The organism is Empedobacter tilapiae (assembly GCF_004785645.1).
Taxonomy (GTDB): Bacteria; Bacteroidota; Bacteroidia; order Flavobacteriales; family Weeksellaceae; genus Empedobacter; species Empedobacter tilapiae.
The window spans coordinates 23,941-40,576 of the sequence record NZ_SRPE01000009.1; the positions used below are offsets into that span (position 1 = coordinate 23,941).

11 protein-coding genes are annotated in these 16,636 nt (G+C 28.6%); 4 read left to right on the forward strand and 7 right to left on the reverse strand.

Annotated features, from left to right (window positions below; all coding sequences use genetic code 11):
- Window positions 1-3: 3 nt before the first annotated feature.
- The gene (locus E4J94_RS12690) at window positions 4-3,726 is read left to right on the forward strand and encodes a metallophosphoesterase (protein WP_135836172.1); all 3,723 of its coding nucleotides are present in this window, start codon (window positions 4-6) and stop codon (window positions 3,724-3,726) included.
- Between the two features lie 30 nt (window positions 3,727-3,756).
- On the opposite strand, the gene E4J94_RS12695 is transcribed toward E4J94_RS12690, so the two are convergent.
- The 4 genes from E4J94_RS12695 to E4J94_RS12710 form a co-directional block, all read right to left on the reverse strand.
- A complete protein-coding gene (locus tag E4J94_RS12695; protein ID WP_135836173.1) occupies window positions 3,757-4,167 on the reverse strand; it encodes an SRPBCC domain-containing protein in 411 nt (136 codons plus the stop codon).
- A gap of 3 nt (window positions 4,168-4,170) precedes the next feature.
- On the reverse strand, window positions 4,171-6,489 hold the full coding sequence (locus E4J94_RS12700) for a hypothetical protein (RefSeq protein ID WP_135836174.1): 2,319 nt from the start codon (window positions 6,487-6,489) through the stop codon (window positions 4,171-4,173).
- Window positions 6,490-6,555: 66 nt separating this feature from the next.
- Window positions 6,556-7,311: a peroxide stress protein YaaA gene (gene yaaA / locus E4J94_RS12705; RefSeq protein WP_135836175.1), complete on the reverse strand. Its 756-nt coding sequence runs from the start codon at window positions 7,309-7,311 to the stop codon at window positions 6,556-6,558.
- Between the two features lie 21 nt (window positions 7,312-7,332).
- The gene (locus tag E4J94_RS12710) at window positions 7,333-7,953 is read right to left on the reverse strand and encodes an L-threonylcarbamoyladenylate synthase (RefSeq protein WP_135836176.1); all 621 of its coding nucleotides are present in this window, start codon (window positions 7,951-7,953) and stop codon (window positions 7,333-7,335) included.
- Between the two features lie 293 nt (window positions 7,954-8,246).
- Between E4J94_RS12710 and E4J94_RS12715 the strand changes: the two genes are divergently transcribed.
- Window positions 8,247-9,545, forward strand: coding sequence for a T9SS type A sorting domain-containing protein (locus E4J94_RS12715; protein WP_135836177.1), 1,299 nt, complete (start codon window positions 8,247-8,249; stop codon window positions 9,543-9,545).
- Window positions 9,546-9,620: 75 nt separating this feature from the next.
- Here E4J94_RS12715 and E4J94_RS12720 read toward each other — a convergent pair whose 3' ends face one another.
- Window positions 9,621-10,592 (reverse strand): N-acetylornithine carbamoyltransferase, encoded by a 972-nt coding sequence (locus E4J94_RS12720; protein ID WP_135836178.1) that lies wholly within the window; start codon window positions 10,590-10,592, stop codon window positions 9,621-9,623.
- A 118-nt stretch (window positions 10,593-10,710) separates the two neighbouring features.
- On the opposite strand from E4J94_RS12720, the gene E4J94_RS12725 reads away from it, so the two are divergent.
- A complete protein-coding gene (locus tag E4J94_RS12725; protein ID WP_135836179.1) occupies window positions 10,711-11,970 on the forward strand; it encodes a M48 family metalloprotease in 1,260 nt (419 codons plus the stop codon).
- Window positions 11,971-11,986: 16 nt separating this feature from the next.
- On the opposite strand, the gene E4J94_RS12730 is transcribed toward E4J94_RS12725, so the two are convergent.
- Together E4J94_RS12730 and E4J94_RS12735 are read right to left on the reverse strand one after the other, a co-directional pair.
- Window positions 11,987-13,483, reverse strand: coding sequence for a DUF6770 family protein (locus tag E4J94_RS12730; RefSeq protein WP_135836180.1), 1,497 nt, complete (start codon window positions 13,481-13,483; stop codon window positions 11,987-11,989).
- 37 nt (window positions 13,484-13,520) lie between these two features.
- Window positions 13,521-14,402 (reverse strand): DUF72 domain-containing protein, encoded by an 882-nt coding sequence (locus E4J94_RS12735; RefSeq protein ID WP_135836181.1) that lies wholly within the window; start codon window positions 14,400-14,402, stop codon window positions 13,521-13,523.
- A 180-nt stretch (window positions 14,403-14,582) separates the two neighbouring features.
- Between E4J94_RS12735 and htpG the strand changes: the two genes are divergently transcribed.
- Window positions 14,583-16,460, forward strand: a complete 1,878-nt coding sequence (gene htpG, locus E4J94_RS12740; RefSeq protein ID WP_135836182.1) for a molecular chaperone HtpG — start codon at window positions 14,583-14,585, stop codon at window positions 16,458-16,460.
- Window positions 16,461-16,636 lie beyond the last annotated feature (176 nt).

The following is a 16,636-nucleotide window of genomic DNA, read 5'->3' on the forward strand; positions in this document are numbered from 1 at the left end:
TGTATGAAATTATTACCAACACTGAACAACAAAAAATTGAATTATCCATTTTTGGCTTTAGTAGGTTCGTGTCTTTATATGACATCTTGCGCCACGCAACATCCTCAATATGGAAAAAATATTAAGACAGAAAAAGTACAAGAAGTTGAAGGAAAAAAAATTCAATCTATTTATTTAATTGGTGATGCTGGAGATTTAGATCAACCAAAAAATAAGCAAAATTTAGAGATTCTTAAAAATCAGTTAGCAAAGGCTGATTCTTCATCTTTTCTTTTCTTTTTAGGTGATAATGTTTATGAAAACGGAATTGTAGTTGATTCTACAAAAAAGGAATATGCCTTAAGTCGAGAAAAACTTCAATTTCAGATTGATTTAGCGAAAGAATTTAAAGGAAAATCTCTTTTTATTCCTGGTAATCATGATTGGAGAAATGGTGTAAAAGGACTAAAAGAACAAGAGAAATTAGTAAAAAAACAATTAGGTAATAAAAAAGCATTCTTACCTAAAGATGCTTGTCCAATTGATAAAATAAATGTAAATGATAGCATTGGAATTATTGCAATAGATTCTGAATGGTATTTACAAGATTGGGACAAACATCCTGGTTTGAACGAGAAATGTGATATAAAATCTCGTGAAGCTTTCTTCGAAGAATTAGAATCACAATTAAATAAATACCAAAACAGAACAACTGTTATCACAATGCATCATCCGTTGTATTCTAATGGAACACATGGCGGACAATTTGATTTCAAAAAACAATTTTATCCTTTTGGAGAGGATTTCAAAATTCCTTTACCTGTTATTGGATCTTTTATTAATTTATTGAGAAGTACAACAGGTTTGAGCCCTCAAGATGTTAATAATTTCAAATATAGAGAAATGGCTTCTCGTATTGCAACTCTTATCGAAAATAGAAATAATGTAATTGTTGTTTCTGGGCATGATCACAACTTGCAATATATTCAACAAAATAATGTAAAACAGATTATCAGTGGTTCCGGTTCAAAAAAAGAATCCGCTAAAGCTGTGGGTAAAAACGATTTCTCTTACGGAGATAATGGTTTTGTTATCTTAGATTTATATGATAATGGAGCTTCTAAGGCAAACTTCTACGGTTTTAAAAATAATGGTGTCGAATTATTATTAGCAAAGCAAATAACAGAAAAGAAAAAGCAATATTTGGCACAAGTTTATGATGACAAAAAAATGCCAAAAACAAAAGAAACAAGTGTATATGAATTAGATGTTACAAGAAAATCTGATCCATATAAATTCTTTTTCGGTCGTCATTATCGCCGAACTTATGGACAAACAATCACTGCAAACACAGTCAATTTAAATCAACTAAATGGAGGTTTAACTCCTATCCGAATGGGTGGCGGACATCAAACTCAAAGTTTGCGATTGGTTAATAATAAAGGTGAAGAATACAATATGCGTTCTGTTAAGAAAAGCGCAACTCAATTCATTCAGCAAGTGGCATTCAAAAATAAATATGTAGCAGATGAGTTTGAAGATTCTTTTACAGAAAAATTTTTAATGGATTTCTACACAACAAATCATCCTTATTATCCTTTGGCTGTTGCTAATTTGATGAAACCAATCAACATTATGCATGCAACTCCAAAATTATATTATGTTCCGAAACAAGAAGCCTTAAAGGAATATAACGAAAATTTTGGTGATGAACTATATATGATAGAAGAACGTCCTATGTCTGGATATCAAGATGGTGTTTTTGGAAAACCAACAGATATTGTAAGTACAGATGATATGTTAGCAGCAATCCATAAAAATAAAGATATTGTTGTAGATAAACAAGCTTATATTCGTGCTCGACTTTTTGATATGTTAGTTGGTGATTGGGATAGACACTCTGATCAATGGCGTTGGGGAATTTACAAAGAAAATAATCAAACTATCTACAAACCAATTCCACGCGATAGAGATCAAGCATTTCCTCGCTACGATGGGCTTTTCTTTCATTTAATTATGAAAATTCCTCCTTTAAGACATATGCAAGATTATAAAGATGATATTAAAAATGTAAAATGGTTTAATAAAGAACCTTATCCATTAGATTTAGCTATTTTACAATCTTCTGATATTGAATTATGGAAAAAAGAAGCAAAATATATTCAAGATAATTTAAGTGATGATTATATTAAAGAATCATTTGAATTAATTCCTCAAGAAACAAAACAAGATTATGATCAAGAAGTTATTAATAAACTAATTACTCGTAAAGCTAAATTAGAAAAGTTTGCGGAAGAATATGATAAAGTACTTCGTAGATTAATAATTTTAAAAGGAACTGACGAAAATGATGAATTTGTTGTAACTCGTTTACCGAAGGGAAAAACAAATATTAAAATTTATTCTGGAAAGGATCATACATTAATACTTGATGAAAATTTTGATAAAAAAGAAACAAAAGAAATTCGTTTATATGGATTAAACGGAAAAGATAAATTTAAAGTTGAAGGAAAACCTAATAATGCTATTTTAGTTCGTGTCATAGGAGGAATTGACGACGATATGTACGAAGTTAAACGTTCTGCAAAAGTAAAAGTATATGATTATGCAAACGGAAGCGATGCATCTGAATCCACTTTCTTAACATCGAAAAACTTTGTAAATGATTATGACGTTAATACATACGATTATAAACAACCAATGTATAACTTCTTTACAATGTTGCCTAACATTGGCTATAATCCTGATGATGGAGTAAAAATTGGTCTTTCCCCAACTTATACTGTAAATGGATTTGATCGCAAACCTTATTCTCAACGTCATAATTTGCAATTAAGTTATTATTTTGCAACAAATGGTTGGGATGCAAAATATAAAGGTACATTTACAAAAGCTATAGGTAAATGGAATTTAGATTTGAATGCTGCTTATACAAGTCCGACCTATAGTACAAACTTTTTTGGATTAGGAAACGAAACAGTTAATAATCAGAAAGAAATTGGGATGGACTATAACCGTGTTCGATTAGAGAGTTACAGTATTGGTCCATCTATTTTCAAAATAATGAATAATAATGGACGTCTAGATTTTTCTACAATATACAGTTACAAAAAAATCGAAGAGAACAAAGATCGTATTGTTGAAGATTTACCATTCATCAATAGAGATGTATTTAAAGGACAACATTTTGGAGAAATTGGAGCTAAATATTTATTCAAAAATTATGATAACGAATCGCTGCCAAAATTAGGAATGACATTTTTAGCAAATGCAAAATGGATTTCTAATTTAACAGACTTCGAAAGAAATCATTTTTATACAGAACTTAATCTAGGTTTTACACATAAAATTTCTGCTAATGGACGACTAACAATTGCATCAATGTTAAAAGGAAAAGCTGTTTGGGGAAATTTTATAGAATTCTATCAAATGGCTAATTTAGGTGGAGATCAAGATTTAAGAGGATACCGCTTAGGACGTTTTACAGGAGACAAAGTTTTCTTACAAACTTCAGATCTACGATTTGATGCTTTACGTTTTAAAGCAGTTGTTCCATTGCGTTTAGGTCTATTTATAGGCGCCGATTATGGACGAGTTTGGTTAAATGGAGAAGATTCTAACAAATGGCATTCGTCAATGGGAGGTGGACTTTGGATAAATGGAGCGCAATCTATTACAGCAACTGTGTCTTATTTTAAAGGAGAGGATCCTGGTCGAATTGTTTTCGGTTTGAACTTCGGATTTTAAATAAAAAAATAACCTTCAATAAATTGAAGGTTATTTTTTTTGAACATATTTTTTAATCGCTTGCATCATATTTATCCAAGTATTTTCTGAATGAAAACGTTCAAATTCATTTATAAACCCCTTTCCTTCAACTGTCAAATAAGTAAAATTTCCTGAAGGTTTCAAACTAAATGTAACCTCTATTTCGTGATTTGTATTCTCTTTTTTATAGCTATATCGTAATCTTTCGTTATTATATATAGATGTTATAATAGCTTCATCAATCAATATTTGATTATTCTTATCAGATTCAAATTTTATAACCTCTCCTACTTTCCATTCATTGCAAGTCATTTTTACATTTTCAAAACATTCATTAAAAGCTTGCTCATCAACCAAAATTTGCCAAATATTTTCTACAGAACTATCTATTGATATATTCAGCGATACATTATTCTCCATAATTTAATCTTCTAATTTATTATATTTTTCAAGTTTTTTTCTATAATTAACGGAAACTCTAATAGCAAACAAGCCACTTATCCCTTGTAAATCATCTATTTCTAAAAACTCAATATCATTTTTTAAAAATTTATTATTAATCAATAAATTAATATAATTTGTATATTCTTCCCTTAAAATATCTTCTGTATAAACTATACATATTTTTTTAGGTTGATTTATCCTTTCATTTGTTCCTTTTACAAAAGCTTTACTCAACCTTTTCTTTATAATTTCATATTTCGCATTGTTATAACCATTTACATCAAAACGTTTTTCGTCTAATTTAAACAGAATATCTAATGTTGTATTTGTTGCAAAAAGAAGAGATGCTATTTCTAGTTTTAAAGGAGTTTTTTTCTGAATTTCTTTATAAGATTGTTCCAATGTTATCATTGACTGCAATTGCCAATATCTAATCTCTCTAATATTTTGATAAGAGAACTTCTTAAAAGGAGCTATACTTCTTCCTACAAAAAGATTATAATCTATTCCATCTGTTTTGAAACGCTCGTAATAATGTGGAAATATTTCTTGCGCATCTTTCTGAAAAGCATCCAATTCACTTGATAACAATGAATTAGTCATTACAATCGATTGATCGAATTTTTTACGTTCTACATAAAACAATCCTGTTGTTGAATCTAATTTTTTCAGATATTCTTCTATTATCGACTTTTCATTATCTTTTACATACTTAGGAATCTCAGGATGAATATGAAGTGCTATATAATCAAATAATTCACTCTCAAAATAAATTTTATCAACATTATCAATTCTATATAAGAAGTCATTCAAATCATCAATATAATTTAAAAATTTATCTTTTTTTGTTCTATTATACAATTCATTACAAATCAATATTAGGTAATCGATTTGACTACTATAATCTTTTTTAAGACATTCATTACGTATAACTGATGAATTCCTAACATCTAATTCTCCATAAATTGGATAAACATTTTGAAAAGAAATCTGAGATTTTTGTTTTGTATTTCCTGGATGTAACAAATGTTCGCGAGCTTTTTCTCTGAATTTCCAATCTACACTTGGATGCAACGAAGTATATTCTGTTTGAATATAAGCATTAATTTGATTCTCAAATTCTACCGTATATCGATAAATGGATTCTTCTAGAAGTGGTGTTATTTCGCGTAAAAGATTTGCATTAATACGATTGAAAACTCCTGCTTCCTTCGAACCAATTTCCAAAATTCCAAGACAAGAGTTCCCATTTTTTAATGGATAAAGAATTAAACTTTTTATTCCAGAATTATTCACTACTCTCAGCATTTTATCTTCTGGAAATTTCAACAAAGCTGATTCGACATTAGAAACAACATAATAATCTGACTTTGCTATCTTATTTTGTAAATCTGCACAAGCAATATCAATCAATTTTAAACTCTTACTATCTTCTACCAATAAACTATCATTTAATTGTAAAAGATGATTAACTTCTAATTGATTCTTATTCGAATTATAAGCAGAAAAACCAACCTCTAAATTATTAATTCTAAAAATAGATTTTAAAGCAGAAATAATATCATTTCTAACGATATTGAATGGCTCTCCATACGATAAAAGTTTAGATTTTAAGTTTGATAGCGCAATTTCAGTTGTGTTATCAAAAAATGAGACAAGATTAAATCCTTTTGCAATCCATGAACCAACAGGAATTTTTTTAAACCATAATTCCGTATTTTCATAATTATTCAATAAATCCTCAATCTCATCTTCTCTTAATTCAAACTTTTTATCAGAAGGAAAAATCTTAAAATAATCATGATTAATATCTGTTCCTAAATAAGTTTTATAACCATTTTTATTTTCTATCACCAATTGATTTGATAGATTAAAATCTAAATTTTTATGGTAATATTTTGATAAAATAAAACAACAACAAATTTTATAAAGTGTGACATAATCAAAATTTTCATAATTAAATTTTAATCGAGATTCCTTCTCACCAATTAGCTCTTTAAGTCTATCTGTTGCAAAAATAAATTTATTAGAAAAAGGGAATGTTATTGCTTTTAAATTATATTTTACCAAAGGTTTTGGAATAATTTTTTCAATTATTGGCTCAACATTTTTAATTAATTTCTCAAAATCCTCAAATGTTTCTACTCCTTCTATCAATTCTGGTCGTGTAACTTTTAAATATTCTAAAAAAGCATTAAATTCTCCAAAATTATATTCAGAATGTTCTAACTCTTGTATTAAAGATTCAAATGAATAAATAATTTTAATTGGCAATATATCGATAAATTGTTCTTCCATATTTATAATTAAAATAACGAAAGACTACTTATAAAGCAGTCTTTATGTTATTGATTTAATTTTTTACTATCTTGTAAAAACTAATGTCTTTTCTGAAGAAAGAGTTTCATCAAAACGATAACCATCTACATCAAATGATTTTACTTGATCTAATGTTTCTACATTATTTTCTGCACAATAACGTGCCATTGCACCACGAGCATGTTTAAAATACATCATTATTTTCTTCAGCTCTCCATTTTTATAGTCCTGAAATTCGACATCAATCATTGGAGCTTTCAATATTTTCTTATCTAACACTTTTGCGTATTCGTTACTCGCTAGGTTCAAGATAAATTCTCCTTTTTTTAATTTAGAATTTAGATAAGGAGTCAAAATATCTTTCCAGAAACCATATAGATTTTTAGAGCCATTTACATCCAATTTTGAACCCATTTCTAAACGATACAACATCACCTTATCCGAAGGACGTAAAATTCCGTACAAACCAGATAACAAAAAAGTATGTTTATTAAAATAATCTAACGCTTTTTCATCTAAAGTTTCAGCATTCAAACCTCTATAAACTTCACCTTTGAAAGCTAAAGCTGCTGAAATAGCTTGTTTCGTAGTAGGTTTAACATTCCAAACCTGATTACGCTCTACATTCATTTCAGCTATATCTTTCGAAATTTTCATTAATTTTTCAAGATCTGTTGTACTCATTTCTTTCATAACATTCATAATATCTTGTGAATGTTCTAAGAATTGAGGTGTCGTTGCTCTCCATTTTGCATTTGTATCAAGACTCATCATTTTAGCTGGAGATAATAATATTTTCATGTATTCTTTTCTTAAAATAATTTATAAATAATCTTCAATATCTCCTTTACCCTCACGTAACACCTCTACTCCATCTGTCATATCAACTACTGTAGATGCAATATTATCTCCATAACCACTATCAATCACAGCATCTACAAGCTTCTCCCATTTTTCAAAAATTAATTCAGGGTCAGTTGTATATTCTACAATTTCATCTTCATCATAAATAGAAGTTGACGCAATAGGATTTCCTAGTTTTTCAACAATCATTTGCGGAACAGCATGATCAGGTACACGAATACCTACTGTTTTTTTCCCTTTATATGCTATAGGTAAACTTCTAGAAGCATTCATAACAAAAGTAAATGGTCCTGGTAAAGCTCTTTTCAAGATTTTAAAAGTGCTATTATCAATTGGCAAAGTGTATTGAGATAAATGGCTTAAATCATTACATACAATAGAAAATTGGGATTTCTCGAGTTTAACACCTTTTATTCTCGCCAATTTCTCCATTGCTTTGATATTTGTAATATCACATCCTAATCCATACACTGTATCAGAAGGATAAATAATCAAACCTCCATTTTTTAAAATTTTAACCACTTGATCAATTGCTTTCTCTTGTGGATTTTCAGGGTGAATTCTGATATAATCTGCCATTTGTAAATCTTTATTCAAAGATACAAAATTGATAGTAGATTTCTCCTTCTAAAAATCTTAGTTTTTTATAATGCAATTGATATAACTTATTGGATTTAGATAAAAATCTTAAGCATTTCTGATAAAAACATATTCAATTTTCTTGAATTCAAAATCAGATTAAAACTTAATCAAAACATTCATTTAAAATAAATTAATCTTTAATATTTAAGAAAAAACAATAAGTAATTTACAAAATGTCTCTTCATATAAACAATTAGCTAATTTTAAAACAAAAATTAATACTAAAAATTATGAAGAAATTTTATTTCAATTTATTAAAGGTATCTTTTGCTTTTTCTCTATTATTATTCTCATCAAACTCGAAAGCACAAGTATATTTAATAGGAAATGGAGAAATAGCTAAAAATGTTTCAAATGAAGGTAAAGTCGTTGTATTAAATTCTAGTACAGCTAATTTCTTTTGGACACCTGAAAATGGATTACAATTATTAGGAGATATGCCTGATAACGTTACTCATGCAGGAAACCCTTCTGTTTCTGCTGATGGAAAAACTATTGCTACTACTACAACTAATCCTAGTACAAATATCACTGAAATGGGTATTTATGATATTGATAGTAAAAAGTGGACTTATTTAGGAAATTTAGGAGTCTCTGAAGATGGAAAATCAAGTTCTGTTTGGAATATGACACCAGATGCAAATATTGTTGTTGGGTCCGCAAATGCTGAAAATAAAGAAGTTCATGCTATTTATTGGGAAAAAGAAAAAGGATTAATCGATTTAGGTACCTCATTTCCTAATAGATACGCAAGAATAAATGACGTTAGTAATAATGGTGATGTTTTTGTAGGATGGCAAGATGATAATTTTGGAACTCGTACTGGATGCTTTTGGGAAAATGGTGTTCAAACTTTGATAACTAATCCTGATGGAACTTTGGTTAATGAAATATCAAGAATTTCTGGTGATGGAAAATGGATGATCGGTGCAAGTGGTTTCTACGCAACAAGATGGAGTAAAGAAACTGGATTAATTAAAATTGAACACCCATACGCAAGTAGCTTTTTTTCAGGAGCAGCTACAATTATCAACAATGATGGAAGTGTAATTTTAGGATATTACAGAGGTCCGGGTCCAGCAATATATGGTGAAGGATTTATATGGACAGAGGATACTGGATTAGTAAATCTTAATACATATGTAAAAGATGTATTAAAATATGATGATTTAGGAATTACATTTGCACTTCCTCTAGGAATGTCTGCAGACGGAAAACAAATTGTTGGTTATGGAAAATCAAGTAGCAACAATGCTGTTTCTTTTTTAATTAGTCTACCAAAAGATGATTTATCTACAAATGAAGTAAACAAGGTTAACTTTGACATTTTTCCAAATCCAACAACAGAGATCATAACAATTAATTCAAATGGAAAAATATCTTCATCTATTCTTTATAATACAAATGGAGAAGTAGTTTTGAGATCAAACAACAAACAAATAAATATATCTTCTCTACCAAAAGGTATTTATATCATAAAAACAATAATCGACGGAAAAGATTACACAAAAAAGGTTATTAAAAAATAATCAATAAACCTCTACTTACCAACAAAAAATGCTGAATAAATATTCAGCATTTTTTTTATTACCTTGAAAACAATTTTATTTATTTTTTAAGATTTCATGAAATACTGTTTGTGCTGAGTAAATACGATTTGTAGCCTCATCAATTACAATAGAACGATCAGAATCTAACACTTCATCTGAAACAACTACGTTACGACGAACTGGTAAACAGTGCATAAATTTTCCATTATTTGTCAAATTCATTTTGTCCATTGTTACTTCCCAATCTTTATCACCATCATTTGCTTGACCATAATTTTCATAAGAAGACCAGTTTTTTGCATAGACAAAATCAGCATCTTTCAACGCTTCATCTTGATCATAAGAAATTGTTGCTCCATCAGTAAATTTTGGATCTAATTCCAAACCTTTAGGCTGAACAACGGTAAAATCAACCCAATCAACTTTAGAAAACCATTGCGCGAAAGAATTCGGAACAGCTTGTGGCAAACGACGTGGATGCGGCGCCCAAGTCATCACAACTTTCACTTTCTTTTCAGGTTTTGTCCCAGGCGTATAACCCGTTTTTTCTGCAATTGTAATTAAATCCGCAAAAGATTGTAAAGGATGTAATGTTGCACTTTCTAAAGACACAACAGGAACAGAAGATAACTCTTTTACTTTATTGAACATGATTTCGTTATAATCCTCATCACGATCTACTAATTTCGGAAAAGTACGAACCCCTAAAACATCACAATACGCACTCATTACCTGAATTGCTTCTTTGATATGTTCTTGCGAATCTCCGTTCATCACAGTTCCATCAGCCATTTCTAATGTCCAAGAATCTGCACCCGCATTCAAAACCCAAGCATTAGCCCCAAGATTATAGGCCGCTTTAATAGAGCTTAGACGTGTGCGTAAACTTGGATTAAAAAAAATTAAACCAACTGTTTTATTTTTACCAACTTCTTGTTGAGCAAAAGGATTTGCTTTAATTTCTAAGGCTGTTTTTAGTAATTCGTCGATGTTTTCTACATCATAAACCGAAGTAAATTGTTTCATAATTGAGAAGAATCTTTTGTTTTATTTGTTTTGCAAAATTAGTGGAAACAATCGAGGTTTAAAGAATTATTTGTATATTTTTGCGAGAATTATATACTAATCTTTTTCAAAAAATAGAATGAAATACTTTATACTTTTCGTCTCTTATTTATTATTAATACAATCTGTTTATCCACAAACAAAAGAATTAGATTCTAAGTATATTAAAAATATAAAATCAACTCTTAGTAATTTCAAATCAAAAGAAGAGAGGAAGGAATATGACAATTATTTTGAATTTTTAGAGCATCAAATTTCTCTTAATTATACCAAAAATAATTACGTCCTAGATAGCGATTATCAAAAAATAATTCAGAATACATTTCAGTTAATAAACTCTAAAAACACTGATTTACAAATAAACAAAAATAAATTTTATATCATAAAATCTAATATTCCAAATGCTTCTTCACTTGGTTTTAATGTATATTTTATAGAATCTGGTTTGTTTAATTTGTTAGATAATCAATTTCAATTTGCAGCAGTAATCTGTCATGAGATTGCTCACAATCAGTTAAATCACACAAGATTAGCAATAGAACAAGATGCTGAATTTGAGAAAGATTTTAAACGTAAAATTAAGTCAATCAAGCGACAAGATTTTTTAAAATTGATTAAATCTCAAAATGAAGTTATTCAAAAAAAATATGATTTAGCAGTACAATCACGCAAGAAAGAGATTTCTGCTGATAGTTTGGGATACATTTTATATAAAAATCTTAATTATCCTAAAAGCGAATATTTTCATCTTTTAAAGAAAATTGAAGAATTTGATCAAAGCGATAAATTTATACTTGATGATTCTATCTACGCTTATTTATTTGATTTGCCTGAACAAAAATTCAATCCTAAATCGATTAAAATAGAAAAAAACTCATTGTTCGAAGGATTAAATTTTACTGAATATATTGATAAAGATTCTATTCGTACACATCCTAATTTGAATGATCGATTAAATTGGATTCAGAAAAATTTTCAAGAAGATTTTACGAAACAAAATGTAACTCTTTCGGCAGAATTTGAAAATGTTAAAGCAAAAGAAATCAAAAATTATTACGATAATTATATTCACAATGAAGAATATACAACAGCGCTTTTGGAGTTGATGTATGAGAAGCAAAATCATTCGAACAGAACAGATTTAGATAAGTATATTGGAATGATTTTTAGTAAACTATATGAAAGTCGAAAATCCTTAAAATTTAATAAATATGTTGCTCAAGTTGATGCAAATGACAAAAATATTAATCAGCAAAAGTTACTGAGTTTCTTATGGAGTTTAACAAATGACGAATTAAAAAATATTGGTGAACATTATACAAAAAAAGCAACTAATTAGTTGCTTTTTTTACTTTTTATAAATTTAATTTTTCTATTCGAACTGAGCTTTCTTTCTCGTCTTTATTATATTCGCTAATAAAAATATAACCATATTTAGCTTTACCAAAACGCATACTTGTTTCCTTTGTTTTGAAAGGCATTTTATCTTGAGTTAATACTCCATTTTTAAGTTTATTGATAATTAAATTCCAACTTTTTTTATCGTCTTTATCTTGTTCAGCATAGAAAAATAACACTTCATTTTCATCTTTATTTTCCTGAGAAAAAAGATAACTATCAAACATTTTTTGTTTCGATTTTTCTAAAACAATATGATTTTTAAAGATTCCATTACTATCAAAATTAGCGATAATATAATCAGTAGATCTAACAACAGTAAGGCTGTTATCTCCTTTTTGCTTTTCTAATAAAACCGTAAACGAATTATCATTATAATTAAAAAATTCTTTCAAAGCATAACGATAACCATCTTTATCTCTTAATGTTTTAAAACCGATATCAGAAAATATTTCGTTATAATTAATTCTTTTTTCTAACAATTGCTTTCCTACACTATCATAAATTGTTCGCATCAACCCAATACTTGGTCCAAATCTAGAAAATGGAATTGCATATTCAGAAGATTCTTTTATTTCACCTATTACAAATAGTTTATCATTTTGTATTTCCAACTCAGGGAAAACATAAATTCCATCTCTATTAATTCTTGAGCTATATACAATATTTGATGTATTTTTCCCGTCAGCCAAATCATACGTTAACAATCTTTCCACTCCTATTTTATTAAATCCAGAAGATTCGTCATTCTTTTTTTGCAATAAAACTAATTGATCATTTTTAAAAGTTCCTAACTCAAATTTATATCCATCTTTTCTCATCTTTTTATCAATTACATAAGAAAAAGTATTCTCAAATTTTTCATTATACGCATATATACTTTCCAATAAATTACCATTCCCAACTTTAAAATCGACATAATATAATTTATTTTGGTTTCGATAACTCGTCAAAACATTTGCAGAATATATTGAATTCAAAACTTTCATTTTATCAAATCCATCAATTTCAGAAAATGGAGTAAAAATACCATTTCTAAAAAATTCTACATTTTCAGTGTTGTTGGATTTCAAATCAAGTTTAACTAAAACATTTCCATATTCACCAAAATTTTTAACATGATATAGTTTTGAATTAATATATAATTTTTGTTTTAAAAACTCAATCCCTATAAATCTGTAGCTCAATTTTAAAATGTTACGTAATTCAAAATCACCATTTGTAATTTTGTTTAAATTGTTATCTAACAATATGTATTCATATTGAACAAATTTATCTTCTTTTATTAATCCTTTGTTGAAAATAAACGCGTATCCAATCACATTTCCGTCGGTATCATTAAGTCGAGAAGATTGCTCTAAAACTCCAGTAGACAATTCTTTCAAATTCTGAACTTGAGCAAAAGAAAAAGCTAGATTAATAAATGTAAGTAGTACAAATAAAAGTTTTTTCATATAGTTTTTAAAATAATTTCTAATAATATTAAAACGTCTAAAACAACGTCAATTCATCTTGCGGACCACGAATGTCTAAATCTAAATCATCGTTTAATTTTTTGATGAAATATTTGGCTAACATTGGCGATTCTAACTCTAAATTTTGATGAATAAAAAAGTACAATTTATGTAAACCTTCTGCTTTCCAAAGTTTAATTGTTTCAATCCATTCATCTAAACGTTCATAATCGGATGGAATATTTGCTCCAACAAAACGCACAAAAGCTTCATTCGAAGTCAATCGCATATGCACCATATCTCTCCTACCCGCTGTATCTACAATAATATTCGAAATGTTATGCTTTTCTAATAACGAAACTAATTGATTAAAATTTTCTTCATTCGAAAACCAATCTTCATGACGAAGTTCTACAGCTAACGGATAACCTTTCGGAAAATTTTGAATGAAATTTTCTAATTTTTCAAAATCTTTTGGCGCAAAATTTTCGTGCATTTGCAAGAAAATCATTCCTAATTTTTCTTCAAACAACGCAACTGCATCCAAATATTGATTCAATTTATCTGTCACATTTTGCAATCGACCATAATGACTAATACTTTGTGGAATTTTTGGGAAAAATTTAAAATCTTTTGGCGTTTTATTCGCCCAAGTTTCTACATTTTCTTTACTTGGCGAACGATAATATGTCGCATTTAACTCGATACTATTAAATTGTGTTGAATAATAACTCAGTTCATCTTTTGTTTTAGGCGGATAAAAATTCTTTAAATCTTGTTTATTCCACTTTGCACAACCTACATATACTTCGAAGTTATCTGATTTATCAGCTTTATTCAACAAATCAATCGTTTCTTTTGGCGTTTTTGGCAATGTAAAATCAACCAATTCTGGGTTTTCTACTTTTCCGAATTTCATCTTTCTAAATTTGAACGAAAATTAAGCAATTATAAGCAGTTCTCATGATCTATTTTACGACAAAATGTCAGAAAAATTTCATTTGGAATATCTTTTGAAATTTAGAATTCATCAATAAATCTCATGATTTAGACTATTTATAAGAAAAACTAATTATTAAATAATAAAAATACAATAACGATGAATAAAGGAAATATTAATGTTTCGGTAGAGAATATCTTTCCATTAATTAAGAAGTTTTTATACAGCGATCACGAAATCTTTTTACGTGAATTAATTTCGAATGCTTCTGATGCAACATTAAAATTAAAGCATTTAACGAGTATTGGAGATGCAAAAGTAGAATACGGAAATCCAAAAATTGAGGTAAAAATCAATAAAGACGATAATACTTTACACATTATTGATCAAGGTTTGGGAATGACAGCTGATGAAGTTGAAAAATACATCAATCAAGTGGCGTTTTCTGGAGCCGAAGAATTTATCAATCAGCACCAAGATGCGGACGGAATTATCGGACATTTTGGTTTAGGTTTTTATTCTGCGTTTATGGTTGCGGATAAAGTAGAAATCATTACAAAATCATATAAAGACGAGCCTGCAGTTCATTGGACATGTGATGGTTCACCTGAATTTACATTAGAAAATTCGGATAAAACTGAGCGTGGAACTGAAATCATTTTACATATTGCTGAAGATTCGAAAGAGTTTTTAGACGAATGGAAAATCCGTGAATTATTGAATAAATACAATAAATTCATGCCAATTCCGATCAAATTTGGAACGAAAAAAGAAACACTTCCATTACCAGAAGGTGCTGCTGAAGATGCAAAACCAGAGGAAATCGAAGTTGATGATATTATCAATAATACAAATCCGGCTTGGACAAAAGTGCCATCTGAATTATCTGACGAAGATTATCTAAATTTCTACAGAGAATTGTATCCAATGCAATTCGAAGAGCCTTTATTTCACATTCACTTAAATGTTGATTATCCATTTAATTTGACTGGAATTTTGTTCTTTCCAAAATTAGGAAACAACATCAATATTGATAAAGATCGTATTCAATTGTACCAAAATCAAGTGTTTGTAACAGACGAAGTAAAAGGAATTGTACCTGATTTCTTGATGTTATTACGCGGTGTGATTGATTCTCCAGATATTCCATTGAATGTTTCGCGTTCGTACTTACAAGCTGATGGAGCAGTGAAGAAAATTTCTGCACATATTACGAAAAAAGTGGCGGATAAAATGTCTTCATTAATGAATCAAAATCGTGAAGATTACGAGCAAAAATGGAACGATATTAAAGTTGTAATTGAATACGGAATGATTTCGGAAGATAAATTCTTCGAAAAATCTGACAAATTTGCATTGTATCCAACAGTTGATGGTAAATATTTTACGTGGGACGAATTGAATGCTTCAATCAAAGACAATCAAACCAACAAAGACGGAAAATTAGTTATTCTTTATGCTTCTGATGTTGATGGACAAGATCAATACATTCAAATTGCGAAAGGGAAAGGTTACGAAGTTATTTTATTAGATTCTCCTATTTCTTCTCACTTGATTCAGAAATTAGAATCTACGAAAGAAAATGTAACATTTGTTCGTGTTGATGCAGATCATATCAATAATTTGATTGAAAAAGATGAAGTTAAAATTTCTAAATTATCTGATGATGATAAAGAAAAATTGAAAACTGAAATTACAGAATCAATCAACAACAAATCATATACAATTCAATTAGAAGATTTATCTGGAACAGACGCGCCTTTCATTATTACACAATCAGAATTTATGCGTCGTATGAAAGATATGCAGGCTTCTGGCGGAGCAGGAATGTTTGGAATGGGTAATTTCCCTGAAATATATAATGTTGTTGTGAATACGAACTCGGATTTAGCAACAGAAATTTTAGCTAAAGATTCGAAAGAAGAAAAAGAAGCGTTGATTAATCAAGCATTAGATTTAGCAAAATTATCACAAGGTTTGTTAAAAGGTAAAGAGTTAACGAATTTTATCAATAGAAGTTTTAAGAACATTAAATAATCTCAGAACACTATATTTTAGTAGTCTTAAACTTAAAATCCAGCACATAATGTGCTGGATTTTTTATTTCTCAATAGATTTATTGATGTGTTAAACTTTTAAAGTTAGTTTGAAACAATTTGCATGACATGATTTTTATCATTAATTTTACATCAAGGAATTAATAATTATTCGTT

Bases quoted from the DNA above. Each gene is read 5' to 3' on its own strand.
- E4J94_RS12730 (WP_135836180.1), bottom strand. From the start codon at position 13,483: ATGAAAAAACTTTTATTTGTACTACTTACATTTATTAATCTAGCTTTT.
- yaaA (WP_135836175.1), bottom strand. From the start codon at position 7,311: ATGAAAATATTATTATCTCCAGCTAAAATGATGAGTCTTGATACAAAT.
- E4J94_RS12710 (WP_135836176.1), bottom strand. From the start codon at position 7,953: ATGGCAGATTATATCAGAATTCACCCTGAAAATCCACAAGAGAAAGCA.
- E4J94_RS12735 (WP_135836181.1), bottom strand. From the start codon at position 14,402: ATGAAATTCGGAAAAGTAGAAAACCCAGAATTGGTTGATTTTACATTG.
- E4J94_RS12690 (WP_135836172.1), top strand. From the start codon at position 4: ATGAAATTATTACCAACACTGAACAACAAAAAATTGAATTATCCATTT.
- E4J94_RS12695 (WP_135836173.1), bottom strand. From the start codon at position 4,167: ATGGAGAATAATGTATCGCTGAATATATCAATAGATAGTTCTGTAGAA.
- E4J94_RS12720 (WP_135836178.1), bottom strand. From the start codon at position 10,592: ATGAAACAATTTACTTCGGTTTATGATGTAGAAAACATCGACGAATTA.
- E4J94_RS12700 (WP_135836174.1), bottom strand. From the start codon at position 6,489: ATGGAAGAACAATTTATCGATATATTGCCAATTAAAATTATTTATTCA.
- htpG (WP_135836182.1), top strand. From the start codon at position 14,583: ATGAATAAAGGAAATATTAATGTTTCGGTAGAGAATATCTTTCCATTA.
- E4J94_RS12725 (WP_135836179.1), top strand. From the start codon at position 10,711: ATGAAATACTTTATACTTTTCGTCTCTTATTTATTATTAATACAATCT.
- E4J94_RS12715 (WP_135836177.1), top strand. From the start codon at position 8,247: ATGAAGAAATTTTATTTCAATTTATTAAAGGTATCTTTTGCTTTTTCT.